14 protein-coding genes and 1 pseudogene are annotated in these 18,218 nt (G+C 36.2%); 4 read left to right on the top strand and 11 right to left on the bottom strand.

What is annotated here, in order from left to right:
- Positions 1-119: 119 nt before the first annotated feature.
- Positions 120-1,721 (bottom strand): BCCT family transporter, encoded by a 1,602-nt coding sequence (locus GC105_RS00535; protein ID WP_152800613.1) that lies wholly within the window; start codon positions 1,719-1,721, stop codon positions 120-122.
- 270 nt (positions 1,722-1,991) lie between these two features.
- Here GC105_RS00535 and GC105_RS00530 point away from each other — a divergent pair, with 270 nt between their 5' ends.
- Positions 1,992-3,407 (top strand): trimethylamine methyltransferase family protein, encoded by a 1,416-nt coding sequence (locus GC105_RS00530; RefSeq protein WP_152800611.1) that lies wholly within the window; start codon positions 1,992-1,994, stop codon positions 3,405-3,407.
- A 286-nt stretch (positions 3,408-3,693) separates the two neighbouring features.
- Complete coding sequence (locus GC105_RS00525) at positions 3,694-5,076, top strand: sigma-54 interaction domain-containing protein (protein ID WP_152800609.1); 1,383 nt, start codon at positions 3,694-3,696, stop codon at positions 5,074-5,076.
- 398 nt (positions 5,077-5,474) lie between these two features.
- Here the strand turns inward: GC105_RS00525 and GC105_RS00520 are convergent, their stop codons facing one another.
- On the bottom strand, positions 5,475-6,464 hold the full coding sequence (locus GC105_RS00520; RefSeq protein WP_152800607.1) for an SDR family NAD(P)-dependent oxidoreductase: 990 nt from the start codon (positions 6,462-6,464) through the stop codon (positions 5,475-5,477).
- Positions 6,465-6,826: 362 nt separating this feature from the next.
- Here GC105_RS00520 and GC105_RS00515 point away from each other — a divergent pair, with 362 nt between their 5' ends.
- Complete coding sequence (locus GC105_RS00515; protein ID WP_152800605.1) at positions 6,827-7,402, top strand: Uma2 family endonuclease; 576 nt, start codon at positions 6,827-6,829, stop codon at positions 7,400-7,402.
- 147 nt (positions 7,403-7,549) lie between these two features.
- Here GC105_RS00515 and GC105_RS00510 read toward each other — a convergent pair whose 3' ends face one another.
- From GC105_RS00510 to GC105_RS00490, 5 genes are all read right to left on the bottom strand, one after another.
- A complete protein-coding gene (locus tag GC105_RS00510) occupies positions 7,550-8,362 on the bottom strand; it encodes a CPBP family intramembrane glutamic endopeptidase (protein WP_343029910.1) in 813 nt (270 codons plus the stop codon).
- Positions 8,363-8,778: 416 nt separating this feature from the next.
- A complete protein-coding gene (locus GC105_RS00505; RefSeq protein ID WP_152800604.1) occupies positions 8,779-9,252 on the bottom strand; it encodes a methyltransferase family protein in 474 nt (157 codons plus the stop codon).
- Between the two features lie 408 nt (positions 9,253-9,660).
- Positions 9,661-10,083, bottom strand: coding sequence for a universal stress protein (locus tag GC105_RS00500; protein WP_152800601.1), 423 nt, complete (start codon positions 10,081-10,083; stop codon positions 9,661-9,663).
- A 348-nt stretch (positions 10,084-10,431) separates the two neighbouring features.
- Positions 10,432-11,826, bottom strand: a complete 1,395-nt coding sequence (locus tag GC105_RS00495; RefSeq protein ID WP_193708210.1) for an MFS transporter — start codon at positions 11,824-11,826, stop codon at positions 10,432-10,434.
- Positions 11,827-12,086: 260 nt separating this feature from the next.
- Positions 12,087-13,460 (bottom strand): uroporphyrinogen decarboxylase/cobalamine-independent methonine synthase family protein, encoded by a 1,374-nt coding sequence (locus GC105_RS00490; protein WP_152800598.1) that lies wholly within the window; start codon positions 13,458-13,460, stop codon positions 12,087-12,089.
- A 247-nt stretch (positions 13,461-13,707) separates the two neighbouring features.
- Here GC105_RS00490 and GC105_RS00485 point away from each other — a divergent pair, with 247 nt between their 5' ends.
- Positions 13,708-14,394 carry a helix-turn-helix domain-containing protein gene (locus GC105_RS00485; protein ID WP_152800596.1) on the top strand — a complete coding sequence of 229 codons (687 nt, stop codon included), beginning with the start codon at positions 13,708-13,710 and terminating at the stop codon, positions 14,392-14,394.
- A gap of 230 nt (positions 14,395-14,624) precedes the next feature.
- Here GC105_RS00485 and GC105_RS00480 read toward each other — a convergent pair whose 3' ends face one another.
- The 4 genes and pseudogenes from GC105_RS00480 to srtB form a co-directional block, all read right to left on the bottom strand.
- A complete protein-coding gene (locus GC105_RS00480) occupies positions 14,625-15,296 on the bottom strand; it encodes an ABC transporter ATP-binding protein (RefSeq protein WP_152800594.1) in 672 nt (223 codons plus the stop codon).
- 12 nt (positions 15,297-15,308) lie between these two features.
- On the bottom strand, positions 15,309-16,682 hold the full coding sequence (locus GC105_RS00475; protein ID WP_152800592.1) for an ABC transporter permease: 1,374 nt from the start codon (positions 16,680-16,682) through the stop codon (positions 15,309-15,311).
- A gap of 217 nt (positions 16,683-16,899) precedes the next feature.
- A pseudogene (locus GC105_RS17005) lies at positions 16,900-17,293 on the bottom strand (bifunctional acetaldehyde-CoA/alcohol dehydrogenase); the annotation flags it as partial.
- Between the two features lie 54 nt (positions 17,294-17,347).
- Complete coding sequence (gene srtB, locus GC105_RS00465) at positions 17,348-18,106, bottom strand: class B sortase (protein WP_152800590.1); 759 nt, start codon at positions 18,104-18,106, stop codon at positions 17,348-17,350.
- Between the last annotated feature and the right edge of the window lie 112 nt (positions 18,107-18,218).

The raw sequence follows: 18,218 nt of genomic DNA, 5'->3' as shown, positions 1-18,218 counted from the left end.
AACTCATCATCCTATACTTTCAAAGTATTTGTAATTACTATACATATTATAATTAGCATATCACAAAACATACTTTTATTTCTTAATTATTATTGGGCTTAATTTTGTTTGCTTTGTTATTATTTAAAATAATCTTCTATAACTTCATCTTCAATTTTAGTATCATCAGTAGGCATGACCCATCCATTCTTTTTGATATCTTTGAAAAATGAAGCTACCATCAAGGCAATGATTGCTAAAGCCGGTATCCCTGCAATCACTGTTATGGTCTGGAATGGACGTATACCACCAATCATAAGTAATGCGATACTGATTACCCCAATACAAATCGACCAGAAAATTCGAATCCATTGTGGGGGTTCCTGTCCACTTTTTAATACTTTTGTCGTTGCCATTGCCATACTGTAAGCATTCGCATTTAATAATGTCTGCATACAAATATTCGCAAATATGAATAGAATCGGCATCATCACCACTGCAAAGGGCAAAAACTTCCAAACTGCTGCAATAGCCGCTCCTTGTCCACCTGCTGACATAGCTGCTCCCAAATCTAATCCCTCATTGATAAATGTATGTATTGAGAAACCTTGAAATACTACAAAGAACATATAAGTACCGATTACGGTCGATCCTATCAGACCAAAAATCAATTCTCTAACTGTACGCCCTTTAGAAATTCTACCATAGAACGCACCGTTTTGGATTGACATGGTGATATACCAAGCAAAGTAAAAAACTGTCCATCCCTGTGGCATTAGAGATTTTGCATATGGATCCGTATTGGAAATAAGATGTAGAGTATTATTCATTACCATACCTAATCCATCTGTAAATGAATTTAACATATAGAATGTAGGTCCAAATAATAAAACAAAAACTAAAATTCCAAAACCTAGATATACTCGGATATTACTAAGAAGTCCCACTCCTTTTTTAAGACCGGCAAACAATATGACCGCCATGATCATACTCCATAATAGTATCAATACCACTGAAATGATAAAAGGCGGTTCAGAACCCGTCATATTTGCAATAATCGCTACCAGTGTAGGAATATTGACGCCAACACAAGTTACGACTGACGATAACAATGATATTACATATATGATATCAATTGTTTTACCTATTCCTCCATTTGCATGCTTGCCGCCTATTAATGTAGAACATGCTGTACTCGGCAACGAATCATCCACTTTTTTACAATAAAATTGATAGGCAAAAATAACTGCGATTAAAGCATATCCCATGTAAAAAACGGGTCCCCAATGGAATAATGGTAGCATGGCTGCTTGTTGTAGAGCCTGTGAAGTTCCTGTTTCTACCCCCCACATTGGTGTCTGGTATGAATAAAACCATTCAACTGTAGTCCAAGTCAAAACACCTAGACCTGCAGCCCCCGTAAACATCATACCTAACCAAGAGAGTGTAGAGTATTCCGGTTTTCCGCTTCCAAATCTTTTCTTTCCATAAGGTCCAAAAGCCAAATACAGTACAACTGATGTAAGTGCCATAAAATACCAACTGAACATCCATGCAAAACTGTCGGTGGTAAAGGCAAAAGCTGATTGGAGAATGTTTCCAAATCCCTCAGGGTTCGTCATTACAACAGCACTCAAAACAACGGTAAAGATCAATGGTGGAAAAAAGGTCCAACCATTAACCGACGAAAAAATAGAAACCCCATCTGTTTTTTTTGTTTCATTTTTTATTTCATTTTTCATTACCTTGCTCCTTTCATTGTTTTATTTAAATATAGCAACAAACATGCCAATTAACAAAATTGCTTAATCTATGCTATTTACAAACACTTTGAGAAAATTGACACCATATACATGAGTTAAAATCACTCAAACAAATTAAAATCGTTCAAATAATTTACAAAAGACTTCTGAGTATTTACTGAAATAATCATTTAATATTACCAAATTCATCATTTTTATATCTTGGCATTATTATTGCTATATATATTTCAAATACTATGGAGGTGCATTATGTATAAAAAACACTACACAAGAAACTTTGTTACAAAAGAATCTGTTGAATTGATTCACGAAAAATCTCTGCACTTATTAAAAAACAAAGGTATTCGTTTTAGTTCAGATGAATTGCTTACTCTATTTAAAGAAAGAGGATTAAGAGTTGACGGAGAAATCGTATACTTTACTGAAGAAATCATTAATGAAGCTCTAGCTTCATGTCCAAGAAATTTTAATTACGTGTCCCGTGGTAAAAAACTACCTGTAGGTACAGTTCAGAAAAAAACCATTGGTCAATCTTCATTAGGACCAATAAACGTCCTTCAAGAAGGTGTTCACCGTCCTGCAATGGTAGAAGATTATGTGAACTTCATAAAAATTTTCCATACAAGTAATGTGATTGATGTCATTGATTGCGAATTGGTTTATCCCCAAAACGTTCCTTCAGAATTCCGAACCGATTTCATGTCTCTCGCTCCGATGATGTACAGTGATAAGCCCTTAGCCGGTTTAAACGGTAGTGGTCAAGTCAGTAGACGTACCATCCAACTAGCAAAAGAGTTCAATGATATTCACGATCAAGTTCTCATGTCAACCCTAATTACCAGTGCTCCACCATTTGCCTGGGACCGCGCTATGTGCGAATCACTCATCGAATACGCTAAAGGCGGACAATGTTGCTGTATCGCTGGTGTAGGTCTTGCAGGACTTACGGGACCACCATCTTTAGCCAGCAATATCATTCAGAATAATACCGAGCGTCTTTCAGGAATCGTAGCTACTCAAATTGTCAATCCCGGTGCTCCGGTCATATATCAGTTTAGTGCTTTGCAAACAGACCTTAGATATAGCGTATGCGTCTGTGGTGGTGCTGAAACTAGCGTTGAATGGTTCGTGGAAAATGAACTTGCCACTTTTTATGGTTTACCAAAAAGATCTCATGGTTGCCTTTCCGATGCGAAAGAAGACGACTATCAAGCCGGTCGAGAGTCGGCATTAGTTGGTCTCTCAGCTTTGATGAGCGAACCTGAAGTATCATATATGCTTGCTGGAATCATGGACTCCTTCAATACCCTTGGCTATGAAAAATTTATCCTAGACGAAGATACCTATAAAATTGCAGGTCGATTCCTAAGAGCTGTTGAATTCAGTGAGGAAACCATGTTAATAGATAAAATGGAGAAGATAGAACACTCCGGAAACTATTTAGCGAGAACAACTAAAACTTACAAAAAAGATTTTATTTTCCCGGATTTTGCCAATAGGAAAGCTTATTCGAATTGGGAAAAAGAAGATAATTCCATTAGCATACGTGAACGAGCTACTCAGGCTTGGAAAAAAAGACTAGAAGAGTACGTACAACCAGAGCTTGACAAGAGACAATTGAAAATGGTAAAAGATCTTCTTCCTACAGAGTTAAGATTCAAATAGATTTTTTTCCGTTAAAACCACAGGTAATATTACCTGTGGTTTTTTATCGCGAAAATAATGAACCTTCCGAAAAGATATGTTTCTTCATACATATAGTGACTAGTAAATCGCAAGGCGATTTGAAATCTTTTGTAAGCAAGAGGTCAATGTAAAATTTATTTTAGGATTGCAGAGCTTATCTTTGTTGTGTGATTTAAACCTCAAGTTTGTAAAAACCATTAGATATGTTATAATTACCTTAACCATTATTTAAATATCACAGCGCTGAAAGGAAGAGCACTCTATAATGATTAACCTAACTAAAGTTGTAAATAGTCCGGATTACACTGAATATTTAAATTCTATCCCTCGTGAAACTTTGCTTAAGATACTAGAAAATTCCTTCACTGAAATCTATGTATTGGACAAAAACGGCAAAGTCGTTTACGCTAATCCGGCCATCACCAGATTATACGGCATCAAACCTGAAGACGTAGTTCAAAAGAATAGTAAAGAAATAAAAGAAGGTCTCTGGGACCCCTATAGTTTTGATCTTACTAAAGTATCGCGTCAGGCGATCGTGACAGAAAATATTTATTACAAAACCAACCGTACGATTATCTGTATCAACGTTCCGGTCTACAATGATCAAGATCAATTTGAATTCATGATTTCCACGTCACTAGATAATATCCGAACAGTGGACTTAAGTTATCGAGATGTCCGAAACCCCATAGAAACCATCGATCTAGAATTTTCAGAAGTGATCATTGGAAAAAATGAATTATTCAAACAATGTTTAAATGACTTAGAGAAGATTTCAAAATCAGATTGCAATCTCCTTATATTAGGTGAAAGTGGAACCGGAAAAAGTTATATCGCGCAGACTGTACATAATGAGAGTAGAAGAAGGCATAAACCATTTCTTGCAATTAATTGCGCAGCAATCCCTGATGGTCTGTTTGAAAGCGAACTTTTCGGTTACGTGCCAGGAGCCTTTACTGGGGCAAATGCCAAAGGAAAAATCGGTTTGTTGAAAAATGCAGATGGAGGAACCATATTTTTGGATGAAATCGGCGATTTGTCCCTTAAAATGCAAGCAAAAATATTGGATGTACTAGAAAACCAGCGTTTCATTCCTGTAGGAAGCGACAAACCGGAACATGTAAACATTCGAATTATTGCCGCTACCAATCAAAATTTAGTATCTGCTATCAAAGAAAAGAATTTTAGGAGTGATTTATATTGGCGTCTTAATACAGCTAAAGTGGTTCTTCCACCTCTTAGGCATAGACAAGATGACGTTATCTTACTGACGACCTATTTTTTAAATACCTTCAATAAACGCAACAATACAAAAAAATTCTTCAGCGAATCACTTCTTTCTTGCTTTATCAGCTATGATTGGCCTGGAAATATACGTCAATTGAAAAATGCTGTTGAAAGAATGTGTATCTTATCTGATAAGACCATCGTAGATAAAAAGCTATTTCTTCAGTATCTTGATCAGGAAGAAGATATTGAAGAAGTTTATGAAGATTGCTTCAATGTTGAAGAATTTAAAAAACGTACAGTAAACAAGCTCTATTCAAAATACAAATCTAGCCGGATAATTGCAAAAAAAATGGGTTTGAGTCAATCTACTGCAAACCTCTTGATCAACAAATATATAATAAATAACGAGACTTGAAAATTATGTAAAAGTTAAAGCAAATTAGAAATATCTCAGTGACTATCTATTTATTTTTATAATGATCCAATATTAATGGAATTTAATTTTTTTACTCACTCAAATCCCTCGCTTTATTCTTTATTGGTTTTAATATACATGAGAAATTTATTGACAACAAATCTCATTTTTCTGCTTATTACTTCGTCATTATAAATACTATGGAAGTATTTTCAGTTAAGTAATTTTTATATATAAATTGTTGTTTAACCATCTTGTTTTAATGATAAATAATGGCATAACATATCCCTGTTTTAATTAAAATATTATGCACATATGGATGCATGGTTTCAATATTCTAAAGAAGCCATGCATCCTAATTTTATTAAATCTTCTTTCATTGAAAAATTGAATGTTGATTATTGTTGATTAATATTCTTGTAGTCCTTAAATATTGTTTTAGGTGCTTCCTCTATAATTTTGTCCACAGTCCAAGGACCATCCATGCTAATCATACTTGAGGAGATAGCAGGGTTGGAATAGCGACCAATAAACGTTCCCATTGTGAAGAAAACAGAACCCGAAACATGCGAGGCGTCATCAGACGCAAGATACGGAATAAATGCAGAAAACAACTCGGGCGGTTGAGTCTCATCATATTTGACGAGGGGCTCACCAGACTTAGTGGACTTCTCGTCTTCATCCACAACTTTGTCAAACAGCTCCATATCGACGGAGGCTCTTGTCTTCGCAGCTGGGCAGAAAACATTAGCTGTGATACCGTCATCGGCAAGTTCTTCTGCAAGTGCCCAGGTCAAGCCCACTGTACCAGCATTGGCTGCACAGTACTCAGACTGACGAATTCCACCACCCATCCATGCTGGCGAAGCACAGTTGATGATGCGACCCCATTTATTTTTCTTCATATAAGGAACTGCATGGCGAATGATGTTAAAGTGCCCTTTCGGTTTGACATCTGTAACCTTATCCCAAAGCTCTTCAGTGATTTTTTCTATTGGAGCAAAGCCAAATGCACCTGCAACGTTAACTACAATGTCTACCGAGCCATAGATATCCGCTGCCCTATCAACGATTTTCTTTGCTTCGTCAAAATTGGAGATATCGCCAAAAATTGCTACTGCCTCGAATCCAGCATCCCTGATAGTCTTTGCCGTCGTTTCAGCGTCACCGGTATATTTTTCAATCTCTTCATTATACCATTTGAGTTGTTCGGATGTCAGGAGTTCAAGCCTGCCCTCCAACTGATTGGCGACATTCTTTTTGACCGGACCTCGGTTATTTGTTACAACCTTTGCGCCTTCTTCCGCAAGGGCTATAGCAATAGCCCTTCCAATACCCTGTCCGGAACCTGTAACAATAGCAACTTTTCCGCTTAATCGTTTACCCATTTAACAAAACCTCCAATTTATTAGTTTATAGATTCTAGTATTACTATATAAAAATTGGCAAAAATAATCAAGTGCAATACTGTCAATAAATCCTATTATTGCGCGGTCAACACTGAGTCTATCCCAATCTAGACAAAAGCAGTGATTAATTTATTTTTAACCACTGCTTTTACAATTCTCAACTTTTAACATCTTATTGAATATTACATAATATTATGATAAATTATATTTAGTATTATATAAATGAAAAACTCTTTGTTCACTATATTTTTTTCTATTTACATTGATATAGATAAATAAAACTAAAATTAGATTAGTTTTCTAATACAAATCAAGACTTAGAAAATTAAAGGAGAAATTTTATGCCATTACCAAAAGAAAATAAAAAACACACATATGCCGACTACTTAACTTGGCCCGAAAATGAACAATGGGAAATTTTTAACGGTGTACCTTGTATGCAATCCGCTCCATCATGGCAACATCAAGCAATTTCTGGTGAATTATATAGGCAACTTGCGAATCATTTACAAGGAAATGAATGTCAAGCTTTTACTTCCCCATTTGATTTACGGTTTTCTGACGAAGAAAAACAAGATGAAGAAACCACCAATGTATTTCAGCCTGATATAGTAGTCATTTGTGATAAAAGCAGATTAAAGGGAACAGGTTATTTTGGGACTCCTACACTTGTCATTGAAATTTCGTCTCCTTCCACTTCAAGAATAGATAGGGTTCTAAAGTTTAACAAATATGAAAAATCTGGTATAAAAGAATATTGGATCGTTGATCCAGATGGAAAGTATGTAAATATATTTACTTTACAGGAAGATCAACGCTACGGTAGACCAGAATCTTATACTGAAGAAGCTAAAGTGAAAGTTTCTGTTTTTCCTAATCTTTTAATTGATTTATCTCAGGTATTTGCTTCTATTTAATATAAAAGAAATACATTTCATAAAGTAGCAAGAGTATTTAGGTTAAATGACTGATTCTTTTAACTAAAAAGATATTAGATATTGTTTTAGATTCATGATTAAATCGCAGTTTATCTATCAACAAATAAATATACTAATAATGTTGCCCTATCCACCCTGTCCGTTAGGGCAGTTGTTCTTTTTGTCGTGTATCACAACGGTTATAATTGAAAAAATAACAATCACAGCATTTGCGGCAATGGTTCCTGCCCAAGTCATAGGCAGTATGCCAAAGACGGGGGTTGCCGCATTGAACATGGTGTGGAATAATACGCACATAAACACACGGCCTTTTCCTGATATTTTGTAGATTGAACCGTAGAGAAACCGAAACGCAAAGATTTGAACTGCAAACATCCAAAAGTCTATGAGTCCCTCGTAGTGACCTGTCCCCGGCATGAAGAAGAGAGGGAGATGCCATAAAAGCCAAATGACTCCAACAAAAATAGAAGATAAAATAAAGCCATATTTTTTATCAAGCTCAGGCTGCAATATGTACATCCAACCAGCTTCCTCCAAGCCACCGATAATAAGATTACCAGGTAGGGAAAGGAAGAACATATAAAATGGAAGCACCATTTCCGTACGGCCTGAAACTGCAATATGTATCAAAAAATACAGTACAAGCCCTGTAACAACGAACAAATAGATAGAGATGTTATTTTTGGCGTAAAAAACAGTTTTCAACCATTCCTTAAAATCTGCTATTTTGTTATTTTTCTTCAGAACGATAAATGAAGCAATAGCAGGCGACAAAATATAGATTGCAAAAGGAATATTCATCCCAAATTGCTGTAACGATTGAACGAAAGAGTGAACGGAAAATCCGAATTGCCCAAGATAAATCAAAGCACCTGACACAAAATAGGCTATGCAAAATGTCAGCATCGTAAATTGTACTATGATTTTTTTTTCTGTCACGATTTCTTCACCTCACATTTTGAAGTATACAGTGAAAACAAAAATCACTGTTGGACTTGCTAATTAATCAGTTAGTAAGATATGGTACGATATTAACTCAACTGTTAGTGAGTCCTTTTAAGACTCCAGGCATTATTAAGATTAAATATAATCAAAATATTTCAGAATTCAAGGCAATCTGCATCTTTATAATGCAATACTATTTGATTATACCTACAAAGATATATCCTCTACCAATTTTGCGTGAACCGTAAACCTTGCATTATCAAACTCGTAGGTACAGGTGGAACAGCATCCTTATCAACAATTACTATTACTTAGACAAAGTTTATCACGAAAGCTATATGAAATACAAGATAGCAAGGTATTTGTCTATGAAATCATATGTCTACTATAAGGAAATAGAGAAATATCTATTACTGATTTGTCCAAAAATCTATTTTGGGAAACCATCTTGGCACTTTTCGACGATACAATTCCCACTCATCTTTAAACTGCTCTTTTAAATAAGGCTCTTCATATTTAACTGTTCTTATATGAAACGATATAGCTAAAATAAACATATATAAAACGAGCAATGGTGAAGAGAATAATATACTCCAGCCTAGTACAAGTATTAAGACACCTATATACATTGGGTTGCGTACAAATCGATAGAGTCCAATGACAATAAGTTTCTTTGGCGGCTCCCATGGCGCCAACGTTCCTCTACCGGAAATGTAGAAATCTCGAACACACCATATTAATACGAGTAATCCGTTAATTATTACCAAGACACCTATGGATATAAAAGAACTTCTCCATGGATCATATATTGCAATGATTACTGGCACTAAGAAAGCAATTACCCCTGGAAGATAAAGAAATGCTATTACTGCTTTAATTAACATAATTCCTCCTATAACTTTGCTGCCCTGATCATGGTCTTCTATCAGAGCATCCCTATAGAACTAATGAACTGTAGGGACAGTTTTCAATTTTAACAGTTAATTCGGTTTTTTTCTTACTTAAATGCAGTCCCGATTATATATGCCCCTTTTATGCGTTCCTCACGGATTCGCCTATGCGCCATGAAGAAACTTCACATTTTCAGTAGCTTCCTTGACTGTCATAATACTCAATAAACCACCCATCTTGATATAAGTAAAATCATTCAGTCAACACTGAAACTATGCTAAACACATATACCCCTATTAAGGAATAGAAAACAAAAAAACACAGGCTGACTACCTGTGCTTTGAATATTGGGTTTCAATTCTTGTCGGTGGAGCGTGTTGGTGTTTGTATTAAGAACACGCTTACTTTACTACGAGAACAGGCACACAGCTTTTATGTAACACTTTATTAGTTACACTACCTAGCAACAATCCGCTTATAACACCCGCGTTTAAACCAACTGATCCCATAACAACCATTTCAATATCATTATCTTCAATATATTTAATAATTGTACTTGCTACATCTCCACGTAGTGATACTACTTGGACTTCATTACTGAAATGTACAAAATTTTTCTTAGCTTCATCTAGTAAAATCTTCAAATCTTCATTAGTTTGATTTATTGCATTCAGCGTAATTACTTGGTCTACATAAGGAATAGGCAATACCTCAACACTTAACAATACTATGTCCCAACCAAACTTTTCAGCTAATTCTTTACCTCTTTCCATAGCCCTTTGAGCATGCTCGGAACCGTCAATCGGAATTAATAATTTTTTCATTATAACATCACTCCTCCATAATAATAATATCTCTTATTACTTTATTACCCATGGAAAAGATTTACTAAACATATATCTATAAATTATTACAATTTTACTAAATGTACAATAGTCTGTTTTAAAAAGAAAATGACTTACCTATTGAAACGGTAGGTTTGAGAGTTTCTGTATTTATTTTATAAAATTTAATACTCCTGGTACAACCAAATATTTTACAGTATATTTTCAGTAAATCCAGCAAATGCCTATCTCCAGAATAGACAAAGATTTGGATTTGTCCCTAGTCTGTAATATGGCCATCTATTAGTGGTTCAAAGTCACTGTCACTATACGCCTTATAATGTATTATTACAAAGTTCCTTTAAGTGCAGCTTCTCTTTTATTATTTTCAGTCGCGTAAAATTCAGCCTGTTCGTCCGTAAGTTTGTATGCAAAGATGGCTAAAAGCAGCGTTACCAAGAATAGCACCGCCGGCAAAAGTCCGAATAATACCATAAACTTATTCGCAAATACTGAAGTAACTTCCATACCGGCAGTGTAACCAATCAGAGCCAGACCGTAGCCTACCGCCGCCCCACCGGCCAAGAACCCGATTTTAATCGGCCAGTTCATAACTGTCAGTGCCATGGTTCTGTTATCCTGACCTGTGGTGTAGTAACCATACTCGCCGCAGTCAAGGAAATAGTTAATGGCAAAGCATCTGTAAATCGCATCACTGCCTTTAATCAAACAGGCAAATGCGACCAAAGCCCAAACATGATTTAGCCCAAAAAGCCAAATGCCGAGATAGCAAGTGATTGAAAGAGCTGCGCTGAAGATAAGCGCGCCCTTCTTGCCGAGTTTCTTAGCTATAGCTGGCGCAACAAGACTGAATAAAAATGCTCCTATGCCCTGAATTGTGAGCAATAGGGTCATTACCGACAAATTCCCTGTAACGACTTTAAAATAATAAGCCAGAAGCGGGGTAAATATTTGTGTTCCTACCGTCATTGATGTAATCATAAAAAACATGAAAATCATCTGTTTGTTGCTAATAATGGATTTAAACATTTGACCTACAGTGGGAGTATTTGCAACCTCAGCGCTTTCTCTGGGACGATCGTATTTTTTCATCACCGGGAAAAGCATAGTTAAGCTGAGAACAAGGAACAAAGCGCCGAATAAAATAAGAGTAATAGCATAACCGTTAGCTGCTCCAAATTTAGTTGCAAAGTATCCAATCAGTGGAATTGTTATCGCGCCTGATACAATGGTAACAGCAGCATTGACTTGAGCCTGACGAGCGTTCATACGTTTCCTTATTTCCATTGAAGGACCGGCCATCCTTTGAATAAGGCCGCCCTGAGAAGTTGCGCGGAAATTCATTCCGAAGTGCAGACCGCAGTAGAAAATAGATACGAAAATCAATCTTCCAATTGGAGCAGCAATGAACCCTGAGGTATCAACAAGCTGCAACAATGAACTGAAAAATAACGTAAAGGTGGTTATTCTCATCCATAAAGCATATTTGCCGTATTTCTTGCTATGAGTTTTTTCTATAATGCTGCCGGCAAAGATAGCCACGACATAATCGAGCAATTTTGTGACAAGCATTGCCGTGCCCATAGCGGCAGCAGAAATTCCTAAATATTCGGTCATAAACATCATTCCAAACATAACAGGTACTATGTGTACCATGGCCGAAACAGCGTTAGGCAAAGCAACTGCCATTATTTCGCGTTCTTTAAGTTGGTATTTTTCCATTTTGACTCTCCTCATATTATAAGAGTATAGTTAATAATAGTAACTATATTCTTAACTATTTTTTGCTTACAATATCCTAATGCTACAATAACTTATAGGTGAGATACGTCTCCCTGCAAAGCATATGTAAGTCCATTGAACAAGTCTATCGAAAAACAGTTTTCGGGCTTAATCCCACCGTATGCTAGTTCGGTCCATTTTTTACTTCCGGTATACTTTATGAAATAAGCAGCATACATGCTTATGACAATAGCTTTGCATTAGACAAGTAAATTCAGATAGAATCGTAAGCTATCCATGTCATATCTATAGAGGTAATCTTTCATACTTTCAGGAGTCATAGGATATTTTGCTTTATATTCATTCCAATTAGTAAGATATTTAGATTCGAATTTTCCGAAGTTCGGATCTATTTCATAATTTTCACTGTTAAGTTTTTCACCATAGCTTTCGCCGGCATTGTCATAAACAGCATAATCTCTTAGAAATTCGCTAAGGACTCGATAGTTCTCAATATTAATATCGCTTAACATCAATGGACCTTTGTCAAAGCTGAATATATAACCTCCGCCAGGAAGCATAATGTCACAAATCTCTTTTGCCTTATCGAGTACTTGTTGTTTTGTTCCTCTTTTCAGCAAGTCTAATGGGAATAAACCTTTTATTATGAATTTGTCACCAAGTTTTTCTTTTATCAGCTTAGGATCTCCGTATTCAAACATCATTACGGTTCCTGCAGGCAGTTCCTGTAAAATATCAATATATCTCATCCAGTTATCTTCTAAGAAAGGTTGAGTTCTAATTCCTCGTGCTGCATACTGTTGTACTAATTTCAGATAGGTTGGGAGCCAAACCTTAACAAAATCTTTTTCTCGCATAAATGTCGGCATATGCAAAGGCATACCTACAGCGCCTTCAGGAGATGGATTAGAAGGGAGACCTAATTGGTACATAAGAGGTAACAACGCCTCACACGCTTCAAGGATTTCACTTCTATTCCTTCTAATATCCATGCTTATTCCGGAAAAACTTCTAAGTTGATCGGCAATGAAGTCATAGGGAGCAGCAGTAAATCCTCCAGAACCGAAAGGAGCTCCTTTATAGTAACCGTATTTCTCAATTAGTCTATTCATGATAGGAACTGTGTTGCTTAATTGCCTGTTGTTCTCCGCTTGTAGAGCACTTATACTTAGGGATCTTTTTACAGGATCCTCGAGACTGAGCGCTTTGTGCTGTCTTGGCAGTACTTTTTCTAATATACATGCATAGGGATCTGCTATTAACTCGGGATATTCACTCTCTTCCATACCGACTACCTCCGGATGCTGCATGAATCCGTTACTCCCCATTTGGAAGGACTGTGAATCAATGGCTTGATACCCCCCTGCAATCCTTGAAGCAAGACCTACGGGCATAATCGGACATGTGTCGGAATAAATCAGCTGAGATGCCTCGTCTGCGACAGAATCAAGCAATCCATAGTTGAATTGGATTTCTAAGGTATCCAATTTTGCATATTCTGCTATAATTCGTGGAGAAATATTAAAGGAAACAGGCATTCTTTTAGGTATGATATTGTTGAACATATCTGAAAACAACTGATTCCTTTCCTGTTGAAGTTCTTTAATTGACATGATAACCTCCTTATAATTTAAATTTTTAATATTAGCTTTCCTTTGTATTAATCGCTATAAATTAGTAATATTAGTATAATTTACAAACTTAACCGGTTAAAATAATTATATTCAGCGTCTTATTGAAATAGAACATGATTTGATTTATAAATAGTACTATTGTAACAAGTAAAGACTCTCTAATCTAAAGGTACAAAAATTAGTAAATTTAACTAGATTTATAGAAAAAAAACTGTATAATTAAAATATGATAGCTATAAATAAAAATCATAATACACCAAAATCAAAAATCCTTGCTGTGGCAACCAAATTGTTTTACGATAACGGTTACAATGACACCTATCTTGAGCATGTAGCGAATCTATGCGGAATTACAAAACCTTTGATTTCCTATCACTACAATTCGAAGGCTGATTTAGCCCGTGTCGTAACGGAAACCTACGCAAAAAACAATAAAAACGTCATTGCTTTTAAATTGTATAAATATTTCTTAAATTTTAAAAGGTATGACCTTCAGGTGTCTACTGCTGTAGAGATTCGCCTCACCACTATGCTAAATCTTCTAGATAAAAACGTAAATAAGTTTTACTTCGAAAGAATTAATGCAAATTATGATAGATCCATAGCTGCCAAAGAAGCTTCTGTTCCTTTCTATAAAATACATCATCGAAGGTATAAGCTGAATATTGACGATGATAAGGATGAAATTACCATGTTAACAAGTGCTGCAAGAGGAGCTTCCATATCCTTAGTTTTTGCATATATCAGGGGTGATTTAGACTGTAGTTTAGAAGATTTCCTTGATTATATTGTAGGAGTACATTTTAAAATGATGAATATTGATCCAGCGAGGGTAAAAGAAATTATAGATGAAAGCAAAAAAGTAATTGATGAAATAGGTTTCTCCTTAGAACCCTATTTCAAGATTGTTTAGCCCTATCATACTCGCGTCTTTGACACTTGTATAATAAATAAGCTTGTAAACCTAGGTATATTATCTTAGTAAAACCAGACATGCTATTTGCTAGAATCTCAGCTCGAGTATCCCCGCGGTCACGTATAACGCAATACTTAGCATTGGGAGTTTCTTACCCATGTTATACCTTAATTCCGAACTTTTGTCGTAAAGATTCCAACATCCAAATTCAGTTCTTAATCCTTTATTTATTGCTGTTTTACCGGAATCATTTTTCCGTCATTTATTCCCCATATCTCGTCCGCAATTGATGTAACCTTTCTGGAGTGCGTGACGATGATAACGCATTTCCCATCATCATGGGCCAGGGAGGTTAAAATTCCCAGAACGTCGGCTTCAGTATCCTTGTCCAGATTTCCAGTTGGTTCGTCGGCAATAACAATATCGGGATTGTGTGACAGTGCCCGGGCGATACCAACGCGCTGCTGTTCGCCGCCAGATAGCTTCAAGACCTTTCTTTCTGCTGTTTCGCAGTCAATACCGACTTTTTCTAAGAGAGCGTATGCATATGATTTCTTGTTCTTGTCATTGACACCGCTGATATTCATGGAGAGTACGATATTCTCAACTGCAGTAGCATTGGTAATGAGGTTAAACGCTTGAAAAATGACGCCGATCCCCTTTGCCCGATAAATATCACGGTCAATTTTTTTTAGATCCTTACCGTTATACATAATTTCACCGTTCACACACACATCAAGCCCTGCCATCAGTGAAAGCAATGTAGATTTACCGGAGCCTGATTTTCCGACAATGGCATATACCTTTCCCATTTCAAATTCCGCGCTGATTCCCGCTAGCACATTCTTTTTTGTCCCCTCGTATTTATACGACACATTGTTCAATGTTAATACACTCATGAAAGCGCCCTCCTAATTTCTTTCCATCAATATTTTGATAGGTTCATATTTTGTTATTTTGATAATAGCGGCTAATCCCGCAATCGTTGCGAGCATCAAAGAAATTCCGATAATTTGAAGCGTCGTGTGAAGACCAAGCGATATATCCAGCTTAGAAATAGGTTCATCACTGGTGCCAATCGAACTCATATCCACAAACCCCGGCACATTACCACCCTCTATATCACTTTGTGCGTTTTCAATTTGTCCCTCTAATAACACATTGCTAACAGGTTGAGCAATTATACTTCCAATCCCAATCCCTATAACAAGGCATATTGCTGTAATGGTAAGCATTTCCACCCAAAGCCCTAAGGCGACCTTGATTTTTTTCATACCCATCGCACGGAGAACACCGATTTCATACTTACGTTCCCTGATGGCAATAGAAGTTAAAAGAATCAAAATAATACTGCCGAGAATTAAGACGATAATCATAAATGTAATTGAAACACTTCTAAGACCTTCCACGGGGCCAACGACCCTGTTATAACTGTTCTCGTCAGTAGTAACTTTAAATATATCATTTAATCCTTTGGCTTTTAGCTCAGTTGTGAAGGCTGCAAGCATATCAGGATCTTTCAAAAAGTAACGCGATCCGACAGTAATTCCATTTTCGTCAGTTTGAACAACATTTGTAATAGTTTCAAATGTAGTTAATACTTCATTTCTCCTATTCAGATAGGGATTGGCAAACATCCCATATTCTTCGGTGCCGTCGAAGTATATACCTGTTATAGTGAGCGTATAAATAACATTGCGAACATCTATATCATCCGTAAATAAGCTGGCTGTTACATCGATGACATCACCAACAGATAGATTATTCAATTCTGCAAGTTCTTTGCTTACAATACATTCGTTATCGTTTTCCGGCATTTTACCATCGGTAATCTCCCGAATTCCTTTTTGAAAATCATCAAACTGGTTTCCAATCAATTGCATGGTTGGATTAATAAACTCGGATTTGTCTCCTACCATTCCCGTTGTTCCACTACCCCCACCTGTAGCCTCATCGACAGCTTTTATATTCTCTCCGCTAATTCCCGCATTAGCTGTGAGCTTATATTCTTTAATATATTTTGACTGAGAGAATTCTTTGCGTTGTTCTATAGTAATCCGAGGGGTAAGCGATGTGCCTGATTTCATTATCTTTTGCATATCGGGCGTAATGGTTACCTCGCTCCCAAACCGTGTTTTGTAGTCATCAATAATTCCGTTTGCCGTATTATTGATGCCAAGCGTGATGACCGTCGTGGTAATAATAGCAAAAATTATGATTCCAATCAAAATATTTCTACCCTTATTACGCACGACATTTTTAAGTGCGTTTTGAAAAATGTACATTTTCGTTCCTCCTTAGACTATCCTGCATTTGATTTGAACTTTTCGTTCTTCTTAAGAATAGCGCCCGTATCTTACACCCATCTAACAAACCTATTTTTTCAAAAAAAAATTCTCGGCAGTTTTTTACCGAGAATTTAAAGTTTGTGACAAGCTAAATAAAGTTAGTTTTTTCTAACTTGTTAAGTTTATTATACATTAAAGCAAATAAAAACAAGCACTTCGTAAATTCTTTACCCTCCTTATCATTAAGTATATAGCATCCTCTAGTAGCAAATTCTTTCTTACACTGCTCATAAACCCTGTCAATAATAACCACAGATTGTTCAGAGGCACAAATCACACCATTATCAAAAGTTTTTGAATGAATAATGGAATTGACCAACATTATAATCCCTGCCGAATCATCAATTAAAGCAGACGTATGTCCATTTCCAACTCCAACAGCTGATTTCCCAGATGAATAGTCTGATTTTACCATTCCCGGACCTCCGGTGGCAAGAACCATCCTTCACGAGCCCCAGCAGCAACAGCAGCATCTAAAATAACCTTAGCCACAGCTATAGTACATTTTTTAGCATTAGATGAAGCGAGAAGATAATACCGTTTCTCGTTATTCTCACTAAGATTGAAGATAACTCTCTAATGCACTGCTTATATGATTATACCTACAAAGATATATCCTCTACCAATTTTGCATGAACCGTAAACCTTGCATTATCAAACTCGTAGGTACAGGTGGAGAGGGTTAAGATTTTATCCTCTTTCATAACTTTTACTCCTGTATCATAGAGAGAACGCTCTTTGATTTCCTTTAAAAAACCCTCATATTCCTTCTCTGTCGCAAAATCCGTACGAATATAATCGAATTTTGTATCCGTGATATAAACAGAAAATATCTCCCACTTCCAGTTCTTTTTCAAGGTGTCAAATTCAATACCTGGATGTTTTATAAAAAAGTCTTTTTCTTTGTAGCCCATTAGAGCTTTAAACATAGAACCATCCTTCATATGATGCCCATAAAGAATGGTATTCCTATCTTCGCCATCTTTCTCGTTGCGGTAATCCATAAAGATACTACCTGCCCGTGCCGTTTCTTTTGTTATATTGCGACTCAAGTAATACTCATTATCCTTCCCCTGTAATACAGGGTAATCTATTTTTGTATCTTGAATTTTAACCCAGCCCACTACATCGGAATTTAACTCCAAAAATGGTTTAAATTTCACGTGAATTCCGTTCTTATCTTGATTATTGCCTTCCTCGGTTCTATATAACTCTTGTAACTCCTCGTTTAATTTATTGTTCTGATAACTATCCCATAGATACATGCCAATGGTATATACGCAATAAATCATCACTGCAAATAAAAAGACCAGTATAATCTTTGACAATAATCCTGATGATCCCTTTCTTTCTTTTGTCAAATCTGCACCACCTTATTAACAATTCTTACCTTAGACAAAGTTTATCACGAAATCTATATGAAATTCAAGATAGCAAGCCATTTGTCTATGAAATCATATATCTACTATCTTC

It is taken from the genome of Alkalibaculum sporogenes, from assembly GCF_009362815.1.
In the GTDB taxonomy this organism is placed as follows: Bacteria; Bacillota; Clostridia; order Eubacteriales; family Alkalibacteraceae; genus Alkalibaculum_A; species Alkalibaculum_A sporogenes.
The sequence above is the reverse complement of the archived record's forward strand: the minus strand, read 5'-3'. Positions and strand labels throughout refer to the sequence as shown.

What these genes read in the sequence shown, in the direction of transcription:
- GC105_RS00535 (WP_152800613.1), bottom strand. Translation starts at nt 1,721, where the DNA reads ATGAAAAATGAAATAAAAAATGAAACAAAAAAAACAGATGGGGTTTCT.
- GC105_RS00530 (WP_152800611.1), top strand. Translation starts at nt 1,992, where the DNA reads ATGTATAAAAAACACTACACAAGAAACTTTGTTACAAAAGAATCTGTT.
- GC105_RS00525 (WP_152800609.1), top strand. Translation starts at nt 3,694, where the DNA reads ATGATTAACCTAACTAAAGTTGTAAATAGTCCGGATTACACTGAATAT.
- GC105_RS00520 (WP_152800607.1), bottom strand. Translation starts at nt 6,464, where the DNA reads ATGGGTAAACGATTAAGCGGAAAAGTTGCTATTGTTACAGGTTCCGGA.
- GC105_RS00515 (WP_152800605.1), top strand. Translation starts at nt 6,827, where the DNA reads ATGCCATTACCAAAAGAAAATAAAAAACACACATATGCCGACTACTTA.
- GC105_RS00505 (WP_152800604.1), bottom strand. Translation starts at nt 9,252, where the DNA reads ATGTTAATTAAAGCAGTAATAGCATTTCTTTATCTTCCAGGGGTAATT.
- GC105_RS00500 (WP_152800601.1), bottom strand. Translation starts at nt 10,083, where the DNA reads ATGAAAAAATTATTAATTCCGATTGACGGTTCCGAGCATGCTCAAAGG.
- GC105_RS00495 (WP_193708210.1), bottom strand. Translation starts at nt 11,826, where the DNA reads ATGGAAAAATACCAACTTAAAGAACGCGAAATAATGGCAGTTGCTTTG.
- GC105_RS00490 (WP_152800598.1), bottom strand. Translation starts at nt 13,460, where the DNA reads ATGTCAATTAAAGAACTTCAACAGGAAAGGAATCAGTTGTTTTCAGAT.
- GC105_RS00485 (WP_152800596.1), top strand. Translation starts at nt 13,708, where the DNA reads ATGATAGCTATAAATAAAAATCATAATACACCAAAATCAAAAATCCTT.
- GC105_RS00480 (WP_152800594.1), bottom strand. Translation starts at nt 15,296, where the DNA reads ATGAGTGTATTAACATTGAACAATGTGTCGTATAAATACGAGGGGACA.
- GC105_RS00475 (WP_152800592.1), bottom strand. Translation starts at nt 16,682, where the DNA reads ATGTACATTTTTCAAAACGCACTTAAAAATGTCGTGCGTAATAAGGGT.